The organism is Streptomyces sp. NPDC058751 (assembly GCF_042746485.1).
Lineage (GTDB): Bacteria > Actinomycetota > Actinomycetes > Streptomycetales > Streptomycetaceae > Streptomyces.
The window spans coordinates 104792-129042 of record NZ_JBHYPZ010000019.1; the positions used below are offsets into that span (position 1 = coordinate 104792).

The window sequence follows — 24251 nt, forward strand, 5'->3', positions numbered from 1 at the left end:
GGCCGTCCGGGGGACGGCGTGCGCGCGGACGGGGGACGCGCACGGCGTGGTGCCCGTCCCCGTCCGGGAAAGGCCCCCGGGCGGCGGCGCGTCAGCCGGGGAGCTGCGGGAACAGCGCCGTGAAGGGTTCCGTCGACGTCGTGATCCCGCGGCCGTAGGGGGTGTCGAAGTCCCAGATCAGGAACAGCAGGAACGCGATCAGGGCGGAGAACAGCCCGGCCAGGATCAGTTCCCGGGCGGTGCGCCGGATCTGCAGCGCGAAGACCATTCCCACCGTGACGACGGCGCCGGTGATCAGTCCGAACCACACCATCCCCGGCATGGTCGCACCCGTGGAGCCGGCGCGGGCGCTGCGCGCGGTGTCGGCCGCGGTCACCTGGTCGAGGAGCGGCTGGTAGGCCTGCGCCTCGAAGTCCGACCTCGGCCGGTAATCGGTGACGTCCTGCCGGACCCGGTCGAGGAGCCGTCCGCCCTCGGCGGTCACCTGGCCCTGTTCGGCCATGGTCCTCCACTCGACGGTGACCACGTGATGGACGTAGGCGTCGACGTCGCCGCGGATCCGGTCGCGGACGTCGGGCGGGTAGACCCGGACCCGCTCGGAGATCTCGTGCAGGGCCTGGGCCTCCGTCTGCACCTGGGCCTCGGCGCCGCCGCGGGCCTCCCAGACGCCGGCGATGGCCAGTCCGAGCACGATGGCGTACACCACGCCGATCATCATCGTCATGTACTCGATGACGTCCGGCGTCTCGGTGGGGTCCTCGTCCTCGCGCGCCCTGCGGTGACGCAGGAGGGCCACGACGAGGACCACGAGGCACGCGGCCGCCATCGCGAGGGCGAGAACAAGCCAATCCGACACTGTGTGCCTCCAGGGGTCAGCGCGGGCGCAGTGCCGCTACGGCGAGCACGGCGGGCGCGGTGATGAGCAGGGTGAACGAGACCAGCGACGGACCGCCGCGGGGCGCGTGCTTGCGTGCGGGGGCGCGGTACGCCGGATAGCTGACCGGAACCGGTCGCGGGGCGGGGCGCGCGCTCGGTGCCGGCGCGGGCTTCGGCGTGGGTCTCGGTGCCAGGACCGGAGCCGGCGGCGGTGGCGGGGGCGCCGGTTTCGGCTTCGGTTTCGGCTTCGGGGCCGGAGGAGGCGGTGGCGGTGGCGGCTTCGGCGCACGGGTGGGTGGAGGCGGCGGGGCCGGGGCCGGTGTCGGTGTCGGCTCGGGCTTCGGGGGTGGCGGGGGCTCGGGTGTCGGCGGGGGCGGCGCGGGCGTGGGCGTCGGCGGGCAGGGCGGGGTCGGCGTCGGCGTCGGCGTTGGCGTCGGGGCCGGGCACCGGACGGTGTGTCCGGCGACGGCGACCGCTCCGCCACCTGCCACGGCCGCCGCTCCGCCGCCCGCCACGGCCACCGCGGTGATCCCGTCGCCGTCCGGGCCCGTCGAGGCGTACGCGCAGGCGTCGGCCGAGGCCGTTCCGCTCGGCGCGCCGACGAGGAGCCAGGTGAGCGCCGTCAGCGCCAGTACCCGTATGACGAGGGCGGATCGGGTCCGTTGGGGTGCGTGCACGACGGAGATCATGGGGCGCGATGGGCCGGGTCGCGCCGAAGTGCCCTGGATTGGCCACGAATTGGGTACCACGGCCCCCCGGAGGCTTGACGTGTGCGGCCGGCGGGCGCGGATATGGATCGAACGTATGCGCGATACGGATCGAACACGACACAGCATTCCGAAAGAAATTTGGGGCCCCTTTGAACGCTCCTGCACCCCCCGCCCGTACCTAGGGCCATGCGTGGCGCTGCATGGGCGCTGCAACACTTATGCGAACAGCGGGAGTTACCAATGAAGACCTCCTGGCGGAGCGCCTCACTCGTAGCGTCAGCTGCGGCCGTGCTGGCGCTCACGACGGCGTGTGGTCAGGAAAACGGCACCACGACGGGTGCCCAGAACGTGGGCTCGACCGCGGCGGCGGGCGGTTACGGGACCGACACCACCGCCGGTGCGGGCAACGGCTACGGAGCCGATTCCAAGGGCGAGGGCGACGCCGCCAAGACGGAGGCCGCGGGCGAGCTCGCCGTGGGCGAGGACGCCAAGCTCGGCGAGGTGCTGACCGACGGCGCCGGAATGACCCTTTACCGTTTCGACAAGGACACCGCCGAGCCGCCGAAGTCGAGCTGTGACGGCGACTGCGCGACCGCCTGGCCGCCCGTGCCCGCCGAGGGCGCCGAGGCCGCCGCCGGTGTCGACAAGGCCCTGCTCGGCGAGGTCACCCGCAGCGACGGCACCAAGCAGCTGACCATCGGCGGCTGGCCCATGTACCGGTACGCCAAGGACACCAAGGCCGGTGACACCAACGGCCAGAACGTGGGCGGCACCTGGTTCGCCTCGGCGCCCGACGGCAAGAAGGCCACGCTGGCCTCCCTGCCCGGCCTGTCGGTCCGCAAGGACCCGAAGCTCGGCGAGATCGTCGTCGACAAGAACGGCATGACCGTCTACCGCTTCGCGAAGGACCAGGCCTGGCCCGTCTCGAAGTCGGCCTGCACGGGCGCCTGCCTGGAGAAGTGGCCCGCGGTCGCCCCGGTCGACGAGGACGACACCAAGGGCGTCAAGAAGAAGGGCCTGATGCCCTTCACGCGCCCCGACGGCGTGAAGCAGATGACGGTCAACTGCTGGCCGATCTACACCTTCGCCGGTGACAAGGCTCCCGGTGACACCAACGGTCAGGGCGTGGGCGGCACGTGGTACGCCGTCTCGCCCGACGGCAAGGCCGTCGGCGCGGCCGGGGCCGAGTAGGACCTCGGCACCCACGGCCGTCCGGCCCGCCCGGACACACGCGTCGCAAAGGGTCCGCCCCCTCCGCCGGAGGGGGCGGACCCTTTGCGCCCGGTCCGGCGGGTCCTCGCGCGTCCCGGCACGGACGGAGCGTTCCGGCCGTCGCCGGAACGTGAAAGATCCGGGCGCGGGCCCGGATGTGAAAGAACGCCCGGGCCCGACGGGGCACTTGGCCACGCTTCGTGACCCCACGGAGCTTTTTGGAACGCTTCGGAGGGATTTCGCGAGGGCGGTGAGTGGTGTGTGCGGCATGTGTTCGCAGATGCCAATTCGGCACGTGCCCGAGGCAGTGACTCGGAACGGACGTTCAATTTCCGGTTTGACTCGCTCCTTTGGCGGACGATCAGTAGCCTCTGCTCGAACACCGGATCGTCCATGCCGTCGTCTACGCCTTGGAGAGATAGATGGAGCGTCCCGCCTGGGCCCCTCGCAGCATTGACATCTCAGTGCCGAGCGTGTCCCGGATATACGACTACTACCTGGGCGGTTCGCACAACTTCGAGGTCGACCGGGAAGCGGCGCGCAAGGCGATGGAGTTCATGCCGGGCCTCCCCAAGATCATGCAGGCGAACCGGGCGTTCATGCGCCGGGCCGTTCGCCACGCGGCCGACGAGGGCATCGACCAGTTCCTCGACATCGGCTCCGGCATCCCCACGTTCGGCAACGTCCACGAGATCGCCCAGGCCGCCCGGCCCGGCGCACGGGTCGTCTACGTCGACCACGATCCGGTTGCCGTCGCACACAGTCAGGCCGTGCTGCGGGGCAACGAGGACGCGGACGTCGTCGCCGCGGACCTGCTCAAGCCCCAGGAGATCCTGGCGAGTCTCCCCGTTCAGCGGCTGATCGACCTGAAGCGGCCGGTCGCCCTGCTTCTCGTTGCCATACTTCACTTCGTGGAAGACGCGGACGACCCGTACCGGGCGGTGGCCGAACTGCGCGACGCCCTCGCGCCGGGGAGCATGCTCGTCGTCACGCATGCCTCGTACGAGGGAATTCCGCTCCTGCGGGAGCAGGCCGAGGGCACGGTCGACGTCTACAAGAACATCCGCAACCCGCTGATCATGCGTACGCGCGACGAGATCGCGCGGTTCTTCGAGGGGTACGACATGGTGGAACCCGGACTGGTGCCGATGCCGGAATGGCGGCCCGACACGGCGTCCGAGGACGAGGATCCCTACTCCTTCTCCGGGTTCGGCGGCGTGGGGCGCACCGCGTGAGGGCCGAGCCGGACGGGCCGGAGGACAGACTGCGCCGGTTCGCGACGATCTGGAGCCGCGCGGTCTTCCCCGTCACCTCCACCTCGCTGACCCGCCCGGAGTTCGAGGAACAACTGCTGCCGCTCGCGCGGCGGCTGAGCGAGGCCCTGCGGGCCAGGACCTTCGAGGCGGCCGAGGGGCGCGCCGTCGGCGCCGCGCTCGTCGCCGCGCACTGCACCGACCCCGAGGCCCTCAGCCGGGCCCTCGACTGCGTCGACGCCTACCTGGTGCTCTACTGCGGCGAGGACGGCCCCAAGGAGGCGCTGCGCACCCGCTCCGCACGGCTCCAGCACGCCATGGCCGCCGGGTACGCCGAGGCGCTGCGCGAGCGGACCCTCGCCGAGCAACAGGCCATCTCCCAGGCAGCGTTGACCGCGCGCAGCGCCGTCGCCGAGGCACTGCACGACAGCGAGGCCCGCTTCCGCGCGGTGTTCGAGGGCGCGGCCATAGGCATCGGCATCGCCGACCTCGAAGGCAACATCCTCCAGGTCAACGGAGCCCTCCTGCGCATGTTCGGCGGCTCGGAGCAGAGCATGCGGGGGCGGCGGGTCTTCGAATGGACACACGCCGAGGACGCCCCCCAGGTGTGCCGGCTGTACGAGGAGCTGGTGCGCGGCGAGCGCGAGCACTACCACGTCGAGAAGGCGTTCTACCGCCCCGACGGCACCGCCCTGTGGACCAATCTGACGGTCTCCCTGCTGCGCGACGCGGACGGCCAGCCCCAGTACCAGCTCGCGCTGATGGAGGACACCACCGAGCGGCGGCTGCTCAATCTGCGGCTGCGCTACGAGGCGACCCACGACGCGCTGACCGGACTGCCCAACCGGACCCTGTTCTTCGAGCGCCTGGAGAAGGCGCTGGCCGCGGGGGAGGGGCAGCGCTTCGGGCTCTGCTACCTCGACCTCGACGGCTTCAAGACCATCAACGACAGCCTCGGGCACGCGGCCGGCGACCGGCTGCTCGTCGAGGTCGCCGACCGCCTCCAGTCCTGCGCGACCGCCCCCGGCGAGATGGTCGCCCGGCTCGGCGGCGACGAGTTCGTGGCCCTCACCACAGGACCGGACACCGAGCGCGAGGTCGACGAGCTGGCCGGGCGCATCATGAACGCGCTCGTCACCCCGATCAGCATCGACGGCCGTGACCTGACCGTGCGGGGCAGCGTCGGCGTCGTCGAGGGCCCGGCCGGGGAGCGCGGCGCCGCCGAGGTGCTGCGCAGCGCCGACATCACGATGTACCGGGCCAAGTCGGCGGGCGGCAACCGCTTCGAGCTGGCCGACCCCGAGGCCGACGCCCGCGCCATCACCCGCAACGGGCTCACCACCGCGCTCCCCGCCGCCCTGGACCGGGGCGAGTTCTTCATCGAGTACCAGCCGCTGGTGCACCTCGGCGACGGCAGTGTGCGGGGCGCGGAGGCGCTGGTGCGCTGGCTGCACCCGCAGCACGGCGTCCTCGGACCCGACCGTTTCATCCCGCTCGCCGAGCACACCGGACTGATCGTGCCGCTCGGCCGCTGGGTCCTGGAGCAGTCGGTGCGCCAGGCCCGCAGCTGGCAGGAACGGCATTCGGACGCGGGCCCGCTGCGCGTGAACGTCAATCTCTCGCCGTGCCAGCTCACCCATCCCGGACTGGTCCAGGACACGGTCGACATCCTGGAGCGCGAGGGCCTCGACGCCCGGGCGCTGTGCCTGGAGGTCACCGAGTCCGCGCTCATCGGCGCGGACGACGACCTGCTCAAACCGCTGCGCAGGCTGGCCGAGATGGGCGTCGACATCGCGCTCGACGACTTCGGCACCGGCTACTCGAACCTGGCCAACCTCAGGCGTCTGCCGGTCAGCATCCTCAAGCTGGACCGGTCCTTCACCCAGGGCATGCAGCAGTTCCCGGCGGATCCGGTCGACCTGAAGATCGTCGAGGGCATCGTCTCCCTCGCCCACAGTCTCGACCTGGCGGTCACGGTCGAGGGCGTGGAGACCGGCGCGCAGGCCGAACAGCTGCGGATACTGGGCTGCGACACCGCCCAGGGCTGGTACTACGCCCGCCCGGGCCCGCCGGAGCGGCTGCACGAGCTGGCGCTGGTCGACGCGGTCGGCTGAGTACCCCGCCGCGGCGCGCCTTCCCCGGCCGAAAGGCGCGCCGCGCACCGCGTCCGGCTCGGCGGCCCCGTCCCGGCCCGCCGAGCCGGGGCGGCCCGTCGTCAGTGGTCCAGGAGCATCCGCTGCAGTTCCCGGGCCGCCCGGGGCGGTGCCACATCGCTGCGGTGCGCCAGGGCGATGGTCCGCTCCAGACCGGGCGGGGCCATCGGCGTCACCCGCAGACCGGGCCCGGACCGCGTGGCCACCATGCGCGGTACGACGGCCAGACCGAGGCCCGCCCGGACGAAGCCGAGAACCGCGTCCATCTCACCGCCCTCGACCGCGAAGTCGGGCTCGAAGCCCTCGGCGCGACAGGCGGCGACGGTCAGTTCCCGCAGGTCGTAGCCGTGCCGGAACATCACGAGGCGTTCGCCCTCCAGATCGGCGACCCGCGCCGTGCCCCGGCCGCCGCCGGGCTCCGGGGTGTCCGGTGACGACACCACCACCAGGTCCTCGCGCAGCAGCTCGACCGTGGTCAGCGAGGGGGACGGGGTGGGCAGCGGCAGGACGACCAGGGCGAGGTCAAGGGCGCCGCGCGCGAGTTCCCGTACGAGATCGTGCGAGCCGCCCTCCTCGATCAGCAGTCTGATGCCCGGATAGCGGTCGTGGAAGGCGCGCAGCACGTCGGGCAGCAGGCCGGTGCACAGGCTCGGGGTCGCGCCGAGCCGCACTCGGCCACTGTGCAACTGGGCCAGCTCCTGCACCTCGTACCGGGCCGTGTCCGCGTCGGCGAGGATGCGCCGGGCCAGCGGCAGCAGCGCCTCGCCCGCGTCGGTCAGCGTGATGTTGCCGCGCGCCCGCAGGAACAGATCGGCCCCCAACTCCCGCTCCAGCGCCTTGATCTGCTGGGACAGCGAGGGCTGCGCGACATGCACCAGCTCGGCGGCCCGGGTGAAGTGCCGGGTCTCCGCGACGGCCACGAAGTACTGGAGCTGATGGAACTGCATCCTTCGACAATAGCTCAGGTCTATGGAAACCAGCCGCTTCATGTCTTGGACCGATCGGGACCATCGGCCCTAGCGTCGGGTCCCATGGCTCTGGCAACGCGGACGGACCGACGGCCGTCCATGGCGCGTACCGTGTGGGACAGCTCCGTCGGCAAGAAGACCGTGATGGCCGTCAGCGGCCTGATCATGCTGCTGTACCTGGTCGCCCACATGATCGGGAACCTGAAGATCTACTTCGGCGCGGGCGAGTTCAACCACTACGCCCACTGGCTGCGCACCGTCGGCGAACCGTTCATGCACTACGAGTGGACGCTGTGGCTCGTCCGCGTGGTCCTGGTCGTCGCCGTGGTCGCGCACGCCACGTCCGCCTACCAGCTCAGCCGACGGGACATCAGGGCCCGGCCCGGCAAGTACGTGCACAGGAAGCGCGGCGCGAGCTACGCCACCCGCACGATGCGCTGGGGCGGGATCATCCTCGGCCTGTTCATCGTCTGGCACCTCCTCGACCTGACCACCGGCACCGTGCACTCCGGCGGTTTCCAGGAGGGCCACCCGTACCAGAACGTCGTGGACACCTTCTCCACCTGGTACGGCAACGTGGTCTACATCGTCGCGATGCTCGCGCTCGGCCTGCACGTCCGGCACGGCTTCTGGAGCGCCGCCCAGACCCTCGGGGCCGGCAGCCGCACCCGCGACCGCGCCCTGAAGACCGTCGCCAACGTCCTCGCACTGCTGCTCACGGCCGGCTTCATCGCCGTCCCTGTGGGAGTCATGACCGGAGTGGTGAGCTGAAATGACCACCGAATACGCCCACTTCACGACCGGGGAACCGGTCGCCGACACCAAGGCACCGGCCGGTCCGGTCGAGGACCGCTGGGACAGGCGCCGGTTCGAGGCCAAGCTGGTCAACCCGGCCAACCGCCGCAAGCACACCGTGATCGTCGTCGGCACCGGGCTCGCGGGCGGCTCCGCGGGCGCCACCCTCGCCGAACAGGGCTACCACGTAGTCCAGTTCTGCTACCAGGACTCCCCGCGCCGGGCCCACTCGATCGCCGCGCAGGGCGGCATCAACGCCGCGAAGAACTACCGCAACGACGGCGACTCCGTGCACCGGCTCTTCTACGACACCGTCAAGGGCGGCGACTTCAGGGCGCGTGAGTCCAACGTCCGCCGCCTGGCGCAGATCTCCGTAGAGATCATCGACCAGTGCGTCGCCCAGGGCGTCCCCTTCGCGCGCGAGTACGGCGGCCTGCTCGACACCCGCTCCTTCGGCGGCGTCCAGGTCTCCCGCACCTTCTACGCCCGCGGCCAGACCGGCCAGCAGCTCCTGCTCGGCGCCTACCAGGCCCTGTCCCGGCAGATCGCCGCCGGGAACGTCGAGATGCACCCGCGCACCGAGATGCTGGACCTGATCGTCGTCGACGGGCGGGCCCGCGGCATCGTCGCCCGCGACCTGGTCACCGGGAAGATCGACACGTACTTCGCGGACGCCGTCGTCCTCGCGAGCGGCGGCTACGGCAACGTCTTCTACCTGTCGACGAACGCCATGAACTCCAACGCCACCGCGATCTGGCGCGCCCACCGGCGCGGTGCCCTCTTCGCCAACCCCTGCTTCACCCAGATCCACCCCACCTGCATCCCGCGCACCGGCGACCACCAGTCCAAGCTCACCCTGATGAGCGAGTCGCTGCGCAACGACGGCCGCATCTGGGTCCCGAAGGCGCACGGCGACACCCGCCCGCCGAACGAGATCCCCGAGGACGAGCGCGACTACTACCTGGAGCGCATCTACCCCTCCTTCGGCAATCTCGTGCCCCGCGACATCGCCTCCCGCGCCGCCAAGAACGTCTGCGACGAGGGCAGGGGGGTCGGCCCCGGAGGCCAGGGCGTCTACCTGGACTTCGCCGACGCCGTCCGGCGGATGGGCCGGAAGGCGGTCGAGGAGAAGTACGGCAACCTCTTCGACATGTACGCCCGGATCACCGCCGAGGACCCGTACACCGCGCCCATGCGGATCTACCCCGCCGTGCACTACACCATGGGCGGACTGTGGGTCGACTACGACCTCCAGACCACCGTCCCCGGTCTGTTCGCCATCGGCGAGGCCAACTTCTCCGACCACGGCGCGAACCGGCTCGGCGCCTCCGCCCTCATGCAGGGACTCGCCGACGGCTACTTCGTCCTGCCGGCGACGATCAACGACTACCTCGCCCGCAACCCGGAACAGGGCGAGATCACCGACGAACACCCCGGCGTCCAGGAGGTGCTGGCCGACACCGAGGACCGGCTGCGGCTCCTGCTCGCCGTCGACGGCGACCGCACCCCCGACTCCTTCCACCGCGAACTCGGCGAAGTCATGTGGGAGTTCTGCGGGATGGCCCGTACCGACAGCGGCTTGCGCAAGGCCCTGGAGCGCATCCCGCAGATCCGCGAGGAGTTCTGGCGGCGCATCAAGGTGCCCGGCAGCGGCGAGGAGTTCAACCAGTCCCTGGAGAAGGCCAACCGCATCGTCGACTACCTCGAACTCGCCGAGCTGATGTGCCTCGACGCACTGCACCGCGCCGAGTCCTGCGGCGGCCACTTCCGCGAGGAGTCCCAGACCCCCGACGGCGAGGCGGCCCGCCGCGACGAGGAGTTCTCGTACGCGGCCGCCTGGGAGTTCACCGGCACCGGCACCGCACCCGTCCTGCACAAGGAAGACCTGGTCTTCGAGTACGTCCACCCCACCCAGCGGAGCTACGCATGAAGCTCACCCTGCGCGTCTGGCGGCAGAAGAACGCCGACGCCGACGGAGCGATGTCCACGTACGAGGTGGACGGCATCTCGGCCGACATGTCCTTCCTGGAGATGCTCGACACCCTCAACGAGGAGCTCATCCTCGCCGGCGACGACCCCGTCGCCTTCGACCACGACTGCCGCGAGGGCATCTGCGGCGCGTGCAGCCTCGTCATCAACGGCGACGCGCACGGACCCGAGCGCACCACCACCTGCCAGCTCCACATGCGCTCCTTCCGCGACGGCGACACGATCGACGTCGAGCCGTGGCGGGCCGCCGCCTTCCCGGTCGTCAAGGACCTCGTGGTCGACCGCTCCGCCTTCGACCGGATCATCCAGGCGGGCGGCTACATCACCGCCCCGACCGGTGCCGCGCCCGAGGCGCACGCCACCCCCGTGCCCAAGCCCGACGCCGACCTCGCCTTCGAGCACGCGGAGTGCATCGGCTGCGGGGCCTGCGTGGCCGCCTGTCCGAACGGCGCCGCCATGCTGTTCACCTCGGCCAAGATCAACCACCTGAACGTGCTGCCGCAGGGCGCCCCCGAACGCGAGACCCGCGTCCTCGACATGGTCGGGCAGATGGACGAGGAGGGCTTCGGCGGCTGCACCCTCACCGGGGAGTGCGCGACCGCCTGCCCCAAGGGCATCCCGCTGTTCTCCATCACCGCCATGAACAAGGAGTGGCTGCGCGCCACCCGCAAGGCGGGCCGGCGTTAAGACCGAAGTCGTCCGCCGTACGGTGCGGACGGGCGGGACCGGGTGTGGTGCTCATACCCCGGTCCCGTCCCGCTTTTCCGGGGCACCCCTGTCATTCAGCATCCCCACATCCGCCCTCCTGGCACTGGTCACGCACACGCCAACCGGCATCGGAAGAACAGGAGCGCGCAGACCGTTCGGATCCGGCCTGCCTCCCCCGGGCTCCCGACTCCCGCCGAGCACGGGGTCCCCCCCTCCGCCGAACCGGCCCGTGACCAGGAGAGTGCCATGACCGGCGTTTCCACCCTCGACAGCCCGCCCCAGCCCGTCGCCCCCACCCGCTACACCGTCACCCTGGCCCGCGACGAGGCCGACGTCCGGGCCGCACAACGGCTCCGCCACGACGTCTTCGCCGGGGAGATGGGCGCCCTCCTGAACACCCCGCGGCCGGGTCTCGACATTGATGCCTTCGACGCGTACTGCGACCACCTGCTGGTCCGCGACACGGAGAGCGGCCAGGTCGTCGGCACCTACCGGCTGCTGCCGCCCGAGCGCGCCGCGGTCGCCGGACGGCTCTACTCCGAGAGCGAGTTCGACCTCGGCCCGCTGGCCGGAATACGCCCCGGCCTGGTCGAGGTCGGCCGCTCCTGCGTCCACCCCGACCACCGCGACGGCGCCGTCATCGGCCTGATCTGGGCCGGGATAGCCCGCTACATGGTCGACGGCGGCCACGAATGGCTCGCGGGCTGCTGCTCCGTACCCCTCGCCGACGGCGGCACCCTCGCCGCGGGCACCTGGGACCGGGTCGTGGCCAAGCACCTGGCCCCCGAGGAGTTCCGCGTCCGCCCGCTGCTGCCCTGGAACCCCGAGGGCGTCACCCGCCCCGCCCGCACCGAACTGCCCCCGCTGCTGCGCGGCTATCTGCGCCTCGGCGCCTGGGTGTGCGGCGAGCCCGCGCACGACACGGACTTCGGGGTCGCCGACATGTACGTGCTGCTGTCGATGCGCCGGGTCAACCCGCGCTACCTGAAGCACTTCCTCTCGCTCGTCCCCGCCTGATGAGCACCCCCCGCGCCGGAGCGCCGCGGCCCACCGTCCTGCGCCGCCCCCGCGCCGGAGCACCCCGTCTCCCGGTCCTCCGTCCCCGGTCCGGCGCGGGGCCGGGAGCGGTGGTGCTCCCCGGAGCCGTCCCCGCGCCACGCCGGCCCGCCGCCGGCCCCGTCCGGGGGGCCAGTGCCTGGCTGCCCACCGCCCCGTGCTCACCGCGCGACTGCGTGGAGTCCGGGCGCTCCTGGACGGGCGTGCCGCGCGCCGTCCTGCGGCTGACCGGGCTGCTGGCCGTGGTCGTCCTCGGGATCGCCCTGATCCCGCCGGCCGGACGGCTGCGGGACGAGCCGCGGCAGAGGTGGATCCGGCGCTGGTGCCTGGCCGTGGTGCGCACGGCCGGGGTCCGGACACGGATCACCGGAGCCGCCCCGCCCGCCGGCCCGGTGCTGATCGTGGCCGATCACGTCTCCTGGCTGGACGTCCCGCTGCTAGCCGCCGTCCGCCCGGCACGGATGGTGGCCAAGGCCGAGGTGCGCGGCTGGCCCGTGATGGGCGCGCTGGCGGCCCGCGGCGGCACGCTCTTCATCGACCGCGACCGGCTGCGCGCCCTGCCCGCCACGGTGGAGCGGATCGCCGGGACCCTGCGCGGCGGCTCGGCCGTCGCCGCGTTCCCCGAGGGCAGCACCTGGTGCGGCAGGGCCCGGGGCCGCTATCACCGGGCCCTCTTCCAGGCCGCGCTGGACGCGGGCGCGCCGGTCCAGCCGGTGCGCATCCGCTACCGGTCCGCCGACGGGACGGCCAGCACCGTGCCCGCGTTCGTCGGCGAGGACTCGCTGCTCGCCTCGCTGTGGCGCGTGGTGTCGGCGCGCGGCCTGGTGGCGGAGGTCGTTCTGCCGCCCCCGCTCCCGGCGGGCGGCCACCCCGACCGCCGGTCCTTGGCCGAGGCGGCCCGGAAGCGCACACGCGACCCCGGCCCGCACACCGCGGCGCACCCCTGAGACGGGGGCACCCGTCGGTACGCGTTGTGGAGGATCCCGCCCCCGGAGGCCCGTCAGCAGGCCCGTCAGCCGTCGCGCGTCGTGCCGGCCGATGCGGGCGGCGGCCCCGGGGCCGGGCGCCCGGCCCCGCCGCGGAGTTCCTGCCGGAGTGACGCGTTCCGTTCAGGACGGCGGGTTCTCCAGGTCGAGGAGCTGCCGCTTGCGCTCCAGCCCCCCGGCGTAACCGGTGAGCGCCCCGCTCGCGCCGATCACCCGGTGGCAGGGGCGGACGATCAGCAGCGGGTTCGCCCCGATCGCCGTACCGACGGCACGGACCGCCGCCCTGGACGCGCCGATCCGCGCCGCGATCTCCCCGTAGCTGACCGTGGTGCCGTACGGGACGGTCTCCAGGGCCTTCCAGACGCGCTGCCGGAAGTCGCTGCCGCTCGTCACGTACTCGATGTCGAAGGCGGTCAGCCGGCCGTCGAAGTACGAACCGAGCTGGGAGACGATCTCCTGGAAGGCGGCCGGGTCCTCGCGCCAGCCGTCCAGCACGACCGCGCCGTGCTTCTGGTCCGGCACGGACAGCGCGGCGAGCGCGGTGCCGCCCCTGGCGGTGGCCGACTCCTCACCCACCAGCAGCAGTCGGCCGAGCGGGCTGTCCATGGTCGTGTAGACCGTCATCGGTCGGTCCTTTCCGAGGTCTCACAGCGTGTTCACCCTCAACAGTGCGCCCTGCGCGGCCCCGCGTCCGGCGGGATTCGGACAGAGCACCGGGCGGGTGACCGGCGACGCCGTACGGACGCGTCCTCCCGTCCGCCGCGGTCGCGCCGGGGCCGGTGCGGGCACACGATCGAAGTCGACCACTCCGCACGGCCCAGGAGTCCCCATGGTCTGGATCCCGCAGATCCCCGACCTCGTCGACCGGCTCGGCGCCGCCGAGCTCGCCGACGCCCTGCGCGACCCGGCGACGGCCACCGTACCCGTCGCCCTCGACGACCCGGAGGCCGGCCGGATCAGCGGTGTCGCCGTCCTGGCGGCCTGGCTGGCCGTGCAGGACACCTGGAGGGCGGAACGGAAGGCGGAGATCGAGGAGGTCGCCACCACGCTCGGCGAGCGGCGGGCCGTGGGGGAATGGGTCGTCCACATGGAAGGCGCGGAGGGCGGGCGCACCGGACTGCCCGTGGCCGCCGTCGTGGACCTCGCCTCCACGCTGCCAGTGCGGATCCACCACTCCCGCCTGCCGCTGCCCGGCCCGCACGTCGTGCGCCGTCCGGTGGTGCCGCCGGACCCGTCGGCCCGCGCCTCCGACGTGGTGGGCTCCTACCTGGCGGCCCTGGGTGCGGGGGACACCGCGGCCGCCGTCGCGGCCTTCGCGCCGGACGGGTCCTTCCGGGGGCCGGCGCCCGGCGCGTACCGGTACACGGGGGCGGAGGAGCTGGCCGAGCTCCACGACGCCTTCTTCGCCGCGGGCGGGGGCGTCCCGCTCACGCTGTGCACCGTGACCGAGGACGGCGTCCGCAGCGCGTTCGAGTACGTCGTCGACGGCTGGGGCGGTGCCGGGCCGCCCCAGCAGCCGGGCCTCGCCGTCTGCACCCGGGGCGCCGGTGGCCTGATCGCGTCGGCGCGGGTGTACGACGACGCGGAAGCGCCGGTGGAGTAGGGCTGCCGGGCGTCCGCCGCGGGCAGGGTTCTGTCCTCGGATCTTCCCGCCCCACCCCCACCGGCAGCGAGAGCAGGAGTGAGCAGGAGTGAGCATGCGGTACGTGAAGCTCGGTTCGACGGGTCTGGACGTCTCCCGGATCTGCCTCGGCTGCATGAGTTTCGGCCTGCCCGGCCGGGGCGTCCATGCCTGGACCCTCGACGAGGAGGCCTCGCGCCCCTTGATCCGCCAGGCCCTCGAGGCCGGGATCACCTTCTTCGACACGGCCAACGTCTACTCGGACGGCACCAGTGAGGAGATCGTCGGACGGGCGCTCGGCGAGTTCGCGCGCCGCGACGAGATCGTCATCGCCAGCAAGGTGAACGGCGCGATGCACGAGGGCCCCAACGGCCGCGGCCTGTCCCGCAAGGCGGTCATGACGGAGATCGACAACAGCCTGCGCCGCCTCGGCACCGACTACATAGACCTCTACCAGATCCACCGCTTCGACCGCCGCACTCCCGTCGAGGAGACGATGGAGGCGCTGCACGACGTGGTCAAGGCGGGCAAGGTCCGTTACATCGGGGCGAGTTCGATGTACGCGTGGGAGTTCTCCAAGGCCCAGTACACGGCCACGCTGCACGGCTGGACCAGGTTCGTGTCCATGCAGAACCACTACAACCTCCTCTACCGCGAGGAGGAGCGCGAGATGCTGCCGCTCTGCGCCGACCAGGGTGTCGGCGTCCTGCCGTGGAGCCCGCTCGCCCGCGGCCGGCTCACCCGGGACTGGGGGACGGTCACCGAACGCAGCGGGGCCGACGCGTTCGGCCGGAACCTGTACCAGGACGGCGACCGGGAGATCGTCGACGCGGTCGCGCGCGTCGCCGCCGGGCGAGGGGTGCCGCGCGCCAGGATCGCGCTCGCCTGGCTGCTGGGGCGCGCCACCGTGACCGCGCCCGTCGTCGGCGCCACCAGGGCGGCGCACATCGAGGACGCGGTCGCCTCGCTCGACGTGGAGCTCTCGGACAAGGAGACCGAGGAACTGGAACAGCCGTACACGCCCCGGGCGATCAGCGGTCACTGACGCGGCCGGGCCGGCCGTCGCCGGGCGTGCGGCGCGCCCGCGACGGCCGGCCCCGGTCTGACCAGGAATTCCGTGCGGAAAGGCGCTCGGATGAGCGCGTGAGAGCGCTCCCATTGTGGAGACTTCGGGACGGAAGGTCGAGCCGCCGAGTTTCCGAATTTCTTTAGGAGGGGGCCGGCTGACATTTGTTCAATAATTCGGGGTCGTGCCGCATTGGGAGAAAATCCGGGATCGCTTGTTCCCGCTCGCCGCCCTGTGCAAAGGTGGGCGTTGTCGGCGTGCAGACAATAGTGGCTTCGTTCTGCGCGCGTGCGGCGTGCCCGTTTCCCCTCACCCGAAAGGGCTGCCAGGGGGTGGTCGTTCGCGAAGCCGGCCCCCATGGACGGACCCTCCGGTTCCGACGGGTGGTCTCCATACCCATTGGTGTGGACTAATTGCCGCACTGCCTTGAAGGGAAAGCGGACGTGAATGACGGAACGCTGTCTCGTTCGTCCGACCCCGACCGTGTGTCCGAGGTGTCGGACGAACGGCTCGCGGACGAGCTGAAGAGGCAGGGAGTCACGAGCGCGAACTATCCCGTCGGGGAACTCCTGGACCGCCACTGGGAGGCGGTGTTCTCTTACGCGCGGCTGTGCACGACCGGGGTGCGTCCCGCCGGAATGCTCACCACCGCGTCGTTCACCCGCCTGTTCGGGGACTCAATGCACCAGGGCGGGCCGGGCGCCGCCTGGCGCCCCCAACTGCTCGTCACCGTCCGCCGCATGGCGGCCGAGTGGCTGATGGACCAGCGGCGCGAACTGCTGGCTCCCGATCTCCTGGCCGAAGCGGACCGCGGGAACAGGGCGGCGGCGGTGCTGCTGCCCCCGGAGGACAGGCGCCTGATCTCCCGGGCGTTCCGGCGGCTGCCCGAGCCGGCCCGCTGCCTGCTGTGGCACGGGGAGGTGGAGGCCGAGCGGCCGGAGGTGCCCGCGGCCCTGCTGGGGATCTTCCCCGAGGACGCGGTCACCGAACTGGAACGGGCCAGGGAGCGCCTGCGCCAGGGCTGCCTGGAGATCCACCACGAACTCGCCCCCGGCCAGGAGTGCCGCCGCTACCACCGCATGCTCGACGTCTCCTTCCGGCGCGGCGGCGACGACCTCGACCCCGACCTGCGGAACCACATGGACGAATGCGTCCACTGCCGTCACGCGGGCGAGCAGCTGAGCCGGTTCAACGGCGAACTCGCCGTCCCGCTCGCCGAGGCGGTGCTCGGCTGGGGCGCCCACGCCTACGTGGCCTCCCGGCAGGCGCGGGCCGCGGCGGCCGACGAGACGGACCGGGAACCGGAGACCGGCCGGACCGGCGAGGCCACGGCCCGCGCCGACGCGGCACCGGGTACCGGCCCGGCCGCCGCCGGTGCCCACATCGTCGAGTTCCTGCCCGGCGCCGACGGCGTACGCCCCCCGGGCCTTCCCCCGCACACCCCGCCGGACGCCCGCCGGATCACCGGCACCCCGGCCACGGACCACGAAGCGACCGCGCCGCGGCAGGACCTCCCGTCCGGACAGGACGCCCCGGCACCGGGCGGGGACGACCGCCCCTCCCGCCGCCGGGGCGCGCCCCGCTCCGGCGGCGGTACCCGCGCCCCCGGCCCCGCGGGGGACGCCGGTACCCGCGCCTCCCGCAGAGCCGCCGGGCGCAAGGGCTCCCGGCGCGCGCCGGGCCGCCGCAACGTCGCCGTCGCCGTGCTGACCCTCAGCGCGCTGATCGCGGTCCCGCTGGTCCTGTGGGCGGCCGACGCGGACACCGGCGAGCGGCACGGCGCGGCCGACGGCGGACGCCTCGCCGACGCGCCGGGCCGCGGCACGGACCCGTCGTGGGCCCGGACCGGCGAGAAGAAGAACGGCGCCGTGCGCGGCCGGCTGCGCAACACCGCGACCGGCGGGTGCGTCGGCTTCTCCGGGACGGCACCGGCGAGCGGTGCCGAGGCCCGGCTCGTCCCGTGCTCCTCGGAGTCGGCGACGGAGTGGTCGTACGGGACGGACGGGCTGCTGCGCGGCACGGCCCGCCCCGGCCTGTGCCTGGACTCGCACCTGGGCTACTCCGTCCAACTGGCCCCCTGCACGGACGAGTCGGAGCCGGGCGCGAAGAACGTCCGCTACGACTTCACCCTCCAGGGCATGCTCGTGCCGCGCTGGAACCAGGAGCTGGCCCTCGTTCCCGCGTCGGCCGAGGGGGAGTCGGCGCTCGTCCTCAAGCCCCGTGAGGAGGAGCCGATCCAGTACTGGGCGCTCGACACCTCGTCACCCTCGCTCCAGCTGGAGGTCGTCAACTGGGACTCCGTGAACGGTGACGCGAAGGGTCCCGCCACCCGGAAGCCGTCCGCGGCCACGACGGCACCCGCCCCCCGGACGCCCACCGTGACGGCCACGGCTCCCGGCCCCGCCACCCCGTCCGCGGAGCCGTCCGACGGCTTCTGCGACCCCGGCTCCGCCTACTGTCCGGGGGCGGGGACCAACGACTCGGACCGGGACGGCGGTTACGGCGCGGGGCCCGGCTCCGGCGGCTACGGATCGTTCGGCGGAGGGGGCCGGGGAGGCCGGCGGTGACACGGCCGGCCCCGGCGGCCCCCGGCCCGTACCGTCAGGACGCCGTGGTGCCGGGGGACGAGCCCGCGGAACCCCCGGTGCCCGCCGACCCGGCCGTGCCCAGGAACTCCTCCCAGCCCCCGAGCGGCGACTGTCCGGGGTCGAGCGTGCGCAACTTCCGCAGGACCGCGGGGTCCTGGGCCTCCAGCCAGGTCACGAGCTGGCGGAAGGAGACCATGCGGACGTCGTCGTGGGCCGCCATCCGGGAGATCGCCTCCTCGACGGCGTCCATGTAGATGCCGCCGTTCCAGCGCTCGAAGTGGTTGCCTATGAAGAGCGGGGCCCTGTTGCCCTCGTAGGCGCGCCGGAAGCCCGCGAGGTAGCTGTCGCGGGCCTGGGCGCGCCAGGCGTCGTAGCGGGTGCGGTCGCCGAGCGGGTTCGCACCCGACTGATTGGCCATCAGGTTGTAGTCCATCGACAGGACCTGGAAGGAGTGGCCGGGGAACGGGATGGACTGGAGCGGGAAGTCCCAGATCCTGCCGCCCTGTACCTTGCCGGGCCAGATCTGGAGTCCGCCGGGCGAGCTGGCGTCGTACTTCCAGCCCAGCGCGACGGCGGTCGGCAGCAGGTTCGCCTGGCCCTCGAGACAGGGAGTGCGGCCGCCGGTCAGCTCCTTGTCGTAGTCGAACGGGAGCGGTTCCAGGTCGGTGAAGCCGGTGTTGGTCCGCCACTCGGTGACGAACTTCTTCGCCTGCGCTATCTCGCTGCGCCATTCGGCGGGCGACCAGCGGCGGACCCCGTCCGCGCCGCAGAAGTGACCGTTGAAGTGGGTGCCGATCTCGTGGCCCTCCAGCCAGGCCGCGCGTATCTGCTGGAGCGTCGCGTGGATGTGCCGGTCGGAGAGGTAACCGATGGCGGAGGCGCCGACGGGGTGCCGCGGCGGGTGGTACAGGTGCTTCTTCGACTCCGGCAGGACGTAGATGCCGCTGAGGAAGAACGTCATCGACGCCCCGTGCTCGGCCGCGACCCCGCGGAACCGGGAGAACAGCTTGTTGCTCAGCTCGCCCGCCCCGTCCCAGGAGAAGACGACGAACTGAGGGGGACGTTCACCGGGCTTCAGCCGCTTCGCCTTCGGCTGCCCGGGCTGGGCCCCGGTGTCCGCCGTGGAACCGTCGCCGATCGTCCTGACCGGCCGGGGCCGCGCCGGGCCGTCGTCCCCGCTTCCCACGGACCAGTCCCTGGCCGAGCAGGCCGACAGGGCTCCCAGCGCGCCCGCCGACGCCGTCGCGGCCAGCAGTCGCCTGCGTGAGACACCGCTCATCGTTCATCCCCCGATGCTCTCGGCGCCGGCCCGGGGCCCCGGGCCGGCGCCTTCGTCAGTACGACGCGCCGTTCGCGGAGTGCGTCAAACGGTGGGATGCGTGAAATTCCGGAAAGGGTCGCGGGAAGCCGGACATGTTGCCGTTCTGTGACAAATCCCGTTCCCCGGGCGGTCGTCGGCGGTCAGGTGGTGCCGTCCGGAGCGGCGGCCCGGCGCACGATCAGGGGACGCCGTCGGGCGCGGTGGTCCGGCATTCGGTCAGGGGGCGCTTCCCGGGCGGAGGACCGTCAGAAAGACCGACGACGCGTTGCCGGACACGGGCACCTCGCCCTGGGTCCACGTCACCCTGAGCGGGTCCCGCTCGTCGGGCGGCGTGACGATCAGCGCGGCGGGAGTCGCCGCGTCCGCCCCGCTGATCCCGGGGTTGGAGAAGGTCAGGCCGGACCACGCGCCGTGCCCGGGCGTGAGCACGACGGTCGTCGGCGTGCCCGGGGACCGCCGCGGGTCGGGTCCGAGCTGCTCGCCGGACGCGTCGACGAAGGCCGCGCCGGGGTAGCCGCGCACCGTGCAGGTGCGCCCGGACGTGTTCGTCAGGACGACCGGGAAGTTCTCCTGCCCCGCCCCCGGGTCGTCACGGCCGACGGAGGCGCGCAGCTCCGAGGTGTGGCAGCGGCCGCCGCCGGTGCTCCCCGGGGACGCCGTGGCGGACCCGCCGTCCGTGCCGGTTCCCGTGCCCTTCGGCGGGGCGCTCGTGGCCGGGCCCGCCGTCCCGGTGGAGGCCGCCGTCGTGCTCGTGCCGCCGGACGCGGGTCCGGCCGTGCCGGGAGGGGGCGTCGACGAGCCCTGCGGGGTGCCGTCGCCGCAGGCGGTCAGCAGGCCCGTCAGGGCGACCCCCGCGAGCAGGGCGGCCCGCCGGGCCGCGGGGCGGGCGCGGTGCGCGCGCACCGCACCGGTCCGGTCCGTGTCCGCCGTCGTGCGCGGGAAGGTCGACATGTCATCACTCCTTGCGGATCTCCGTGCGGGGGCATCTCCTGTGGGCGGGGCGCGTCGCGCTCCGTCATTCCTCTTGAGTGCCCCCCGGAGACCGAAAGGTTCACGGGATCGCCGGCCGTCGCCCGTTCAGCGCCGGGTGTAGATGAAGCCGATCTTGTCGACCTCGTCCCCCGCACGGCCGTGGAAGCCGGCGATCTGCCAGCCGTCGGGCGCGGTGCGGGTCACGCAGTCCGATGTCGTCGTGCCCCCGGAAAGGGTGCGGCCGAGGTTCGTGGTGAACTTCGCGTGGAAGACGCGGGTGTGACCGCCCTTCACGCCCGCGCAGAGCTGTGCGGAGGTGAGGTACTCGCCGCTGCCCAGCGTGAGTGAGGCGGCGGTACCGCCCGTGCCGCCGTGCGTGAACGCGGTGCCGTCGGCCAGTGTCAGCCCCAGCCGGTCCACCCGTGCGCCGCTGCCGATGGACACCACGGACGCGCGGGCGCCGGCCGGCACACGGGCGATGTCGTTGAAGTGGTCGCCGTGCGGTCCGCCGAACTGGTCGCTGAGCTGGAAGGCCGGGTCGCGCGACCAGGCGAACGACGCGGTGACCGGGTCGTGGTCGGAGAGCATCAGGCCGTCGGAGGTCAGGAAGCGCGTGTGCTCGTTGTGGTAGCTCGTGGCGTTCAGCGTGACGAGCTTGCTGCCGCGGTAGAGGATCTTGTCGACGACCTCGCAGGTGTCGGGCACGGTGGTGCCGCTCTGGTCGCAGACGAGGGCGTCGCTCCCCTTGGCCGGCGCCGTGCCCCCGCGGACGAGCTGGACCCAGGCGTCGGTCAGCCCGTTGGCGGCGGCGAACTCCGCGACGGTGTCGCCGGAGCGGGTGTAGCGGGTGTTCGTGTCGCCCATGACGACGACGGCGTTGCCCGCGGAGTGGGTGGCGATGAACGAGGTGAGCTGGTTCAGGTTGTCGGCGCGGGAGGCGAGGTCGCCGGCGCTGGTGCCCGCGTTGGTGTGCACGTTGTAGAAGTCGACGTGGACGCCGTCGGCCAGGCGTTCGCGCATGAAGGTGAAGCCCTTGGGCGTGAGGCAGTCACCGGAGTCGATCTGGCAGGAGTTCCAGCGGACCCGCTCGAAGTCGCCGGTGTCGTAGGAGACCTTCGACAGGGTGTTGAGACCGCTGCCGATGCCCGCGCCGCCGCTGGTGGGAGTGCGGTGGGCGTGTGCGGTGTCGGCCGCGTACAGCGCCGCGTGGTAGTTGAAGTCCTCCTGGACATGGACGATGTCGTAGGGGGCGATGAGCCCGCCGATCGTCGTGGTCGCGCTCTGGCGGGGTGTTGGCGCGCTGGAGATGCCGTCGGGCAGCCCGGCGACGTTGTAGCTGAGGACGCTGAAGGTTCCGGAGTCCGCGGCCGTGGCGGGGGACGCGGTGGCGGTGAGTCCGCCGAGTGCGGCGGCCGCGGCGGTGGCACCGGCGAGGAGTCTGCGGAGAGGGGACATCGGGGGTGTCTCCTGGAGGCGGAGGGATGTCGGGAACCGGCCCGGAAGGCGGCGTCCCGCAGGGCCGTTCCCGTTCGGCGTGCCGAATCCTGTCCGGCATGTTGTGCGGGCCTTACGGTAAGGGCTTTCCGGGTGGGTGAACAGGGCCTGGAGAGACGGAAGTTGAGCGTGTTCACGCCTTTTTGCGGCCTCCGGACGGGGCGTTGTGGCCCGTCCGTTGTCGGAGCCGCTGTCTAGGCTGGTCCGCGTGAGAGAACAGAGCAGCAGACCACTCGCCGTGTTCGACCTGGACGGCACGCTCGCGGACACCGCGCACCGGCAGCGGTTCCTGGAGCGCGCGCCCCGGGACTGGGACGCGTTCTTCGCGGCCGCCCCCAAAGATCCGCCGCTCGCGGAGGGCGTCGCGCTCGCGCTGGGCAGCGCGCGGGAGTGCGAGGTGGTCTATCTGACCGGCCGGCCCGAGCGGTGCCGGCGGGCGACCGTGGAGTGGCTGGCCGAGCACGGCCTGCCCGAGGGGCGCGTCTGGATGCGGCGCAACGACGACCGCAGGCCCGCCCGCCGCACCAAGCTGGAGGTCCTTCGCCGGCTGGCCCGCGACCGGGAGGTCCGCGTCCTCGTCGACGACGACGAATTCGTGTGCGAGGAGGCGGAGCGGGCCGGCTTCACGGTCGTACGGGCACGGTGGGCGGCCGCGTCGGCGGCGCTGAAGGACGCGCAGGAGCGGGAGGGGCGGACCTGAGGGGGCTCTCGGGGGCGCGGTGGACCCCGTGGGGCGGGGGTCGGGTCAGTCGGCTTCCTCCAGCCGGAAACCGAGCTTCAGACCGACCTGGTAGTGCTCGATCCGCCCGTTCTCGATCTGGCCCCTGACCTGGGTGACCTCGAACCAGTCGAGGTTGCGCAGGGTCTGCGAGGCCCGGGTGATCCCGTTGCGGATGGCCTGGTCGACGCCTTCGTGGGAGGTCCCGACGATCTCGGTGACCCGGTAGGTGTGCTCGGACATGCGGCTGCTCCTCTCCGCCGTGGCGGGAGTGCCAGGCGTGATTCCACCGTGCCCCACCGGGTGGCGCTCCGCGAGACGGCGGGGGTGCCCCGGGTGACGCCGGGCCCGTGGGGCCGGTCCACGGTGTGCTTGAGTTGCCCTCCGCGGCCGTCCTGGGGCTCCTCGCCCAGCTCCGGCCTCGTGCCGTTCATGCCTCCCCCTGGAAGGGAACCGGACACCGTGCACGTACTGATCCTGGGAGGTACGGCCGAGGCCCGTCGGCTCGCCGAGAGCCTGGCGGCGGGGACGCGGGCGGACCTCAGGGTGACGAGCTCGCTGGCCGGCCGGGTGGGCGCGCCCCGGCTGCCGCCCGGCGAGGTGCGCGTGGGCGGCTTCGGCGGTGCGGAAGGGCTGGCGCGGTGGCTGCGCGAGCACCGGGCCGACGCGTTCGTCGACGCCACGCACCCCTTCGCCGGAACCGTCAGCGCCAACGCTGCCGCCGCCGCGGCCGCCACCGGTGTTCCGCTGCTCGCCCTGCGGCGCCCCGGCTGGGCCCCGGCCGAGGGCGACGTCTGGCACGAGACCGGGTCCCTGGAGGAGGCCGCCGGTCTCCTGCCCTCGCTGGGCCGCAGGGTGTTCCTCACCACGGGCCGGCTCGGTCTCGGGGCCTTCGCGGCCCTGGAGGACCTGTGGTTCCTCGTACGTTCCGTGGACGCGCCGTCGGCCCCGGCGCCGGCCCGCATGGAGGTGCTGCTCGACCGGGGCCCCTTCACGCTCCGGGGGGAACGGGAACTGCTCCGGCGTCATGCCGTCGACGTCCTGGTGACGAAGGACAGCGGGGGAGCGGCCACGGCACCCAAACTGACGGCGGCCCGTGAGGCCGGACTGCCGGTGGTCGTCGTGCGCAGGCCGCCGGTGCCCGCCGGGGTCCCGGTCGTGACGGGTCCCGAGGCGGCCGTCCACTGGCTGCGGGAGCGGTTCGGCCCGGGCGCGTTCCCGCACCCGTAGGCGGGTGTCTCCGCGGGGTGGCTCACCTCCGGAGCTTCAGGCCCTCCGGTGAGGTGAGGCCCTTGACGGGATGGGCGCGGAAGGTCGCCGTCCAGACGCCGGGCGGACAGGACGTGCCGTTGGGGCGGTACTCCTTCAGCCTGGCCCGGACGCCGTCCTCGACGACGGTGTCACCGCTCTTCGTGGAGGTCACGGAAAGCCGCACCGGCAGGGTGGCCGCACCGACGTCGTCGGGGAGCCGGACCGAGAGCGACATGAACGGGTCGTCGGGATCGCCCGACTTCCGCTCCTCGCAGACGCTGTTCACGCACAGTCTGATCGTCGCCGCGTCCAGGCCGCCGAAGTCGGCGGGCCGCCACTTGGCGGAGACCCCCGAGTCCGCGTCGGCCAGGGTGCACGGCGCGCCCGGGCCGAGGAACGAGCATCCGGTCAGGGCCGCCGCCGACAGCGCTGTGAGGAGGGTCCGTCGCATGCCGCTGATGTCCGCGCGGCCGCCGGAGCCGGGTCCCACCCCGTACGGTGCGTCCGGCGCGGA

General features: G+C 72.8%; 21 protein-coding genes. 13 read left to right on the forward strand and 8 right to left on the reverse strand.

The annotated features are described in order from the left end of the window. Positions 1 to 91: 91 nt before the first annotated feature. Positions 92 to 856 (reverse strand): hypothetical protein, encoded by a 765-nt coding sequence (locus ACFW6B_RS19290; protein WP_386597566.1) that lies wholly within the window; start codon positions 854 to 856, stop codon positions 92 to 94. A 970-nt stretch (positions 857 to 1826) separates the two neighbouring features. On the opposite strand from ACFW6B_RS19290, the gene ACFW6B_RS19295 reads away from it, so the two are divergent. The 3 genes from ACFW6B_RS19295 to ACFW6B_RS19305 all read left to right on the forward strand — a co-directional run bounded on the left by ACFW6B_RS19295 (position 1827) and on the right by ACFW6B_RS19305 (position 6165). Then, positions 1827 to 2777, forward strand: coding sequence for an SCO0930 family lipoprotein (locus ACFW6B_RS19295; RefSeq protein WP_386597568.1), 951 nt, complete (start codon positions 1827 to 1829; stop codon positions 2775 to 2777). A 443-nt stretch (positions 2778 to 3220) separates the two neighbouring features. After that, positions 3221 to 4033 carry an SAM-dependent methyltransferase gene (locus ACFW6B_RS19300; protein ID WP_386597570.1) on the forward strand — a complete coding sequence of 271 codons (813 nt, stop codon included), beginning with the start codon at positions 3221 to 3223 and terminating at the stop codon, positions 4031 to 4033. Then, positions 4030 to 6165 carry a putative bifunctional diguanylate cyclase/phosphodiesterase gene (locus tag ACFW6B_RS19305; RefSeq protein WP_386597572.1) on the forward strand — a complete coding sequence of 712 codons (2136 nt, stop codon included), beginning with the start codon at positions 4030 to 4032 and terminating at the stop codon, positions 6163 to 6165. Before ACFW6B_RS19300 ends, ACFW6B_RS19305 begins: the two co-directional genes overlap by 4 nt. Before the next feature lie 101 nt (positions 6166 to 6266). Here ACFW6B_RS19305 and ACFW6B_RS19310 read toward each other — a convergent pair whose 3' ends face one another. Next, a complete protein-coding gene (locus ACFW6B_RS19310; RefSeq protein WP_386597574.1) occupies positions 6267 to 7151 on the reverse strand; it encodes a LysR family transcriptional regulator in 885 nt (294 codons plus the stop codon). A 120-nt stretch (positions 7152 to 7271) separates the two neighbouring features. On the opposite strand from ACFW6B_RS19310, the gene ACFW6B_RS19315 reads away from it, so the two are divergent. The 5 genes from ACFW6B_RS19315 to ACFW6B_RS19335 all read left to right on the forward strand — a co-directional run bounded on the left by ACFW6B_RS19315 (position 7272) and on the right by ACFW6B_RS19335 (position 12667). Further along, complete coding sequence (locus ACFW6B_RS19315) at positions 7272 to 7943, forward strand: succinate dehydrogenase (RefSeq protein WP_386597651.1); 672 nt, start codon at positions 7272 to 7274, stop codon at positions 7941 to 7943. Between the two features lies 1 nt (position 7944). After that, positions 7945 to 9897, forward strand: a complete 1953-nt coding sequence (locus tag ACFW6B_RS19320) for a fumarate reductase/succinate dehydrogenase flavoprotein subunit (protein WP_386597576.1) — start codon at positions 7945 to 7947, stop codon at positions 9895 to 9897. Then, positions 9894 to 10643: a succinate dehydrogenase/fumarate reductase iron-sulfur subunit gene (locus tag ACFW6B_RS19325; protein ID WP_386597578.1), complete on the forward strand. Its 750-nt coding sequence runs from the start codon at positions 9894 to 9896 to the stop codon at positions 10641 to 10643. The genes ACFW6B_RS19320 and ACFW6B_RS19325 overlap by 4 nt, the downstream gene beginning before the upstream one ends. 267 nt (positions 10644 to 10910) lie before the next feature. Then, a complete protein-coding gene (locus tag ACFW6B_RS19330) occupies positions 10911 to 11681 on the forward strand; it encodes a GNAT family N-acetyltransferase (RefSeq protein WP_386597580.1) in 771 nt (256 codons plus the stop codon). A gap of 113 nt (positions 11682 to 11794) precedes the next feature. Beyond that, positions 11795 to 12667 carry a lysophospholipid acyltransferase family protein gene (locus ACFW6B_RS19335; RefSeq protein ID WP_386597582.1) on the forward strand — a complete coding sequence of 291 codons (873 nt, stop codon included), beginning with the start codon at positions 11795 to 11797 and terminating at the stop codon, positions 12665 to 12667. Between the two features lie 162 nt (positions 12668 to 12829). Here the strand turns inward: ACFW6B_RS19335 and ACFW6B_RS19340 are convergent, their stop codons facing one another. Next, positions 12830 to 13330: a methylated-DNA--[protein]-cysteine S-methyltransferase gene (locus tag ACFW6B_RS19340; RefSeq protein WP_386597584.1), complete on the reverse strand. Its 501-nt coding sequence runs from the start codon at positions 13328 to 13330 to the stop codon at positions 12830 to 12832. Positions 13331 to 13535: 205 nt separating this feature from the next. On the opposite strand from ACFW6B_RS19340, the gene ACFW6B_RS19345 reads away from it, so the two are divergent. The 3 genes from ACFW6B_RS19345 to ACFW6B_RS19355 all read left to right on the forward strand — a co-directional run bounded on the left by ACFW6B_RS19345 (position 13536) and on the right by ACFW6B_RS19355 (position 17960). Further along, positions 13536 to 14309: a nuclear transport factor 2 family protein gene (locus ACFW6B_RS19345; protein ID WP_386597587.1), complete on the forward strand. Its 774-nt coding sequence runs from the start codon at positions 13536 to 13538 to the stop codon at positions 14307 to 14309. Positions 14310 to 14403: 94 nt separating this feature from the next. Continuing rightward, positions 14404 to 15372: an aldo/keto reductase gene (locus tag ACFW6B_RS19350; RefSeq protein ID WP_386597589.1), complete on the forward strand. Its 969-nt coding sequence runs from the start codon at positions 14404 to 14406 to the stop codon at positions 15370 to 15372. Between the two features lie 464 nt (positions 15373 to 15836). Further along, a complete protein-coding gene (locus ACFW6B_RS19355) occupies positions 15837 to 17960 on the forward strand; it encodes a ricin-type beta-trefoil lectin domain protein (protein WP_386597592.1) in 2124 nt (707 codons plus the stop codon). A 34-nt stretch (positions 17961 to 17994) separates the two neighbouring features. On the opposite strand, the gene ACFW6B_RS19360 is transcribed toward ACFW6B_RS19355, so the two are convergent. The 3 genes from ACFW6B_RS19360 to ACFW6B_RS19370 form a co-directional block, all read right to left on the reverse strand. Continuing rightward, positions 17995 to 19260: a hypothetical protein gene (locus tag ACFW6B_RS19360; RefSeq protein ID WP_386597594.1), complete on the reverse strand. Its 1266-nt coding sequence runs from the start codon at positions 19258 to 19260 to the stop codon at positions 17995 to 17997. A 258-nt stretch (positions 19261 to 19518) separates the two neighbouring features. Then, a complete protein-coding gene (locus tag ACFW6B_RS19365) occupies positions 19519 to 20253 on the reverse strand; it encodes a DUF4232 domain-containing protein (RefSeq protein ID WP_386597596.1) in 735 nt (244 codons plus the stop codon). A gap of 126 nt (positions 20254 to 20379) precedes the next feature. Continuing rightward, complete coding sequence (locus tag ACFW6B_RS19370; RefSeq protein ID WP_386597597.1) at positions 20380 to 21729, reverse strand: jacalin-like lectin; 1350 nt, start codon at positions 21727 to 21729, stop codon at positions 20380 to 20382. Between the two features lie 247 nt (positions 21730 to 21976). Between ACFW6B_RS19370 and ACFW6B_RS19375 the strand changes: the two genes are divergently transcribed. Then, on the forward strand, positions 21977 to 22468 hold the full coding sequence (locus ACFW6B_RS19375; protein ID WP_386597599.1) for a hypothetical protein: 492 nt from the start codon (positions 21977 to 21979) through the stop codon (positions 22466 to 22468). 45 nt (positions 22469 to 22513) lie between these two features. On the opposite strand, the gene ACFW6B_RS19380 is transcribed toward ACFW6B_RS19375, so the two are convergent. Beyond that, positions 22514 to 22729 (reverse strand): dodecin, encoded by a 216-nt coding sequence (locus ACFW6B_RS19380; RefSeq protein ID WP_151466953.1) that lies wholly within the window; start codon positions 22727 to 22729, stop codon positions 22514 to 22516. Between the two features lie 219 nt (positions 22730 to 22948). On the opposite strand from ACFW6B_RS19380, the gene ACFW6B_RS19385 reads away from it, so the two are divergent. Next, positions 22949 to 23716, forward strand: a complete 768-nt coding sequence (locus ACFW6B_RS19385; RefSeq protein WP_386597602.1) for a cobalt-precorrin-6A reductase — start codon at positions 22949 to 22951, stop codon at positions 23714 to 23716. A gap of 22 nt (positions 23717 to 23738) precedes the next feature. Here ACFW6B_RS19385 and ACFW6B_RS19390 read toward each other — a convergent pair whose 3' ends face one another. Further along, entirely contained in the window at positions 23739 to 24188 is a 450-nt protein-coding gene (locus ACFW6B_RS19390; RefSeq protein ID WP_386597604.1) for a lipoprotein, read from the reverse strand. Positions 24189 to 24251 lie beyond the last annotated feature (63 nt).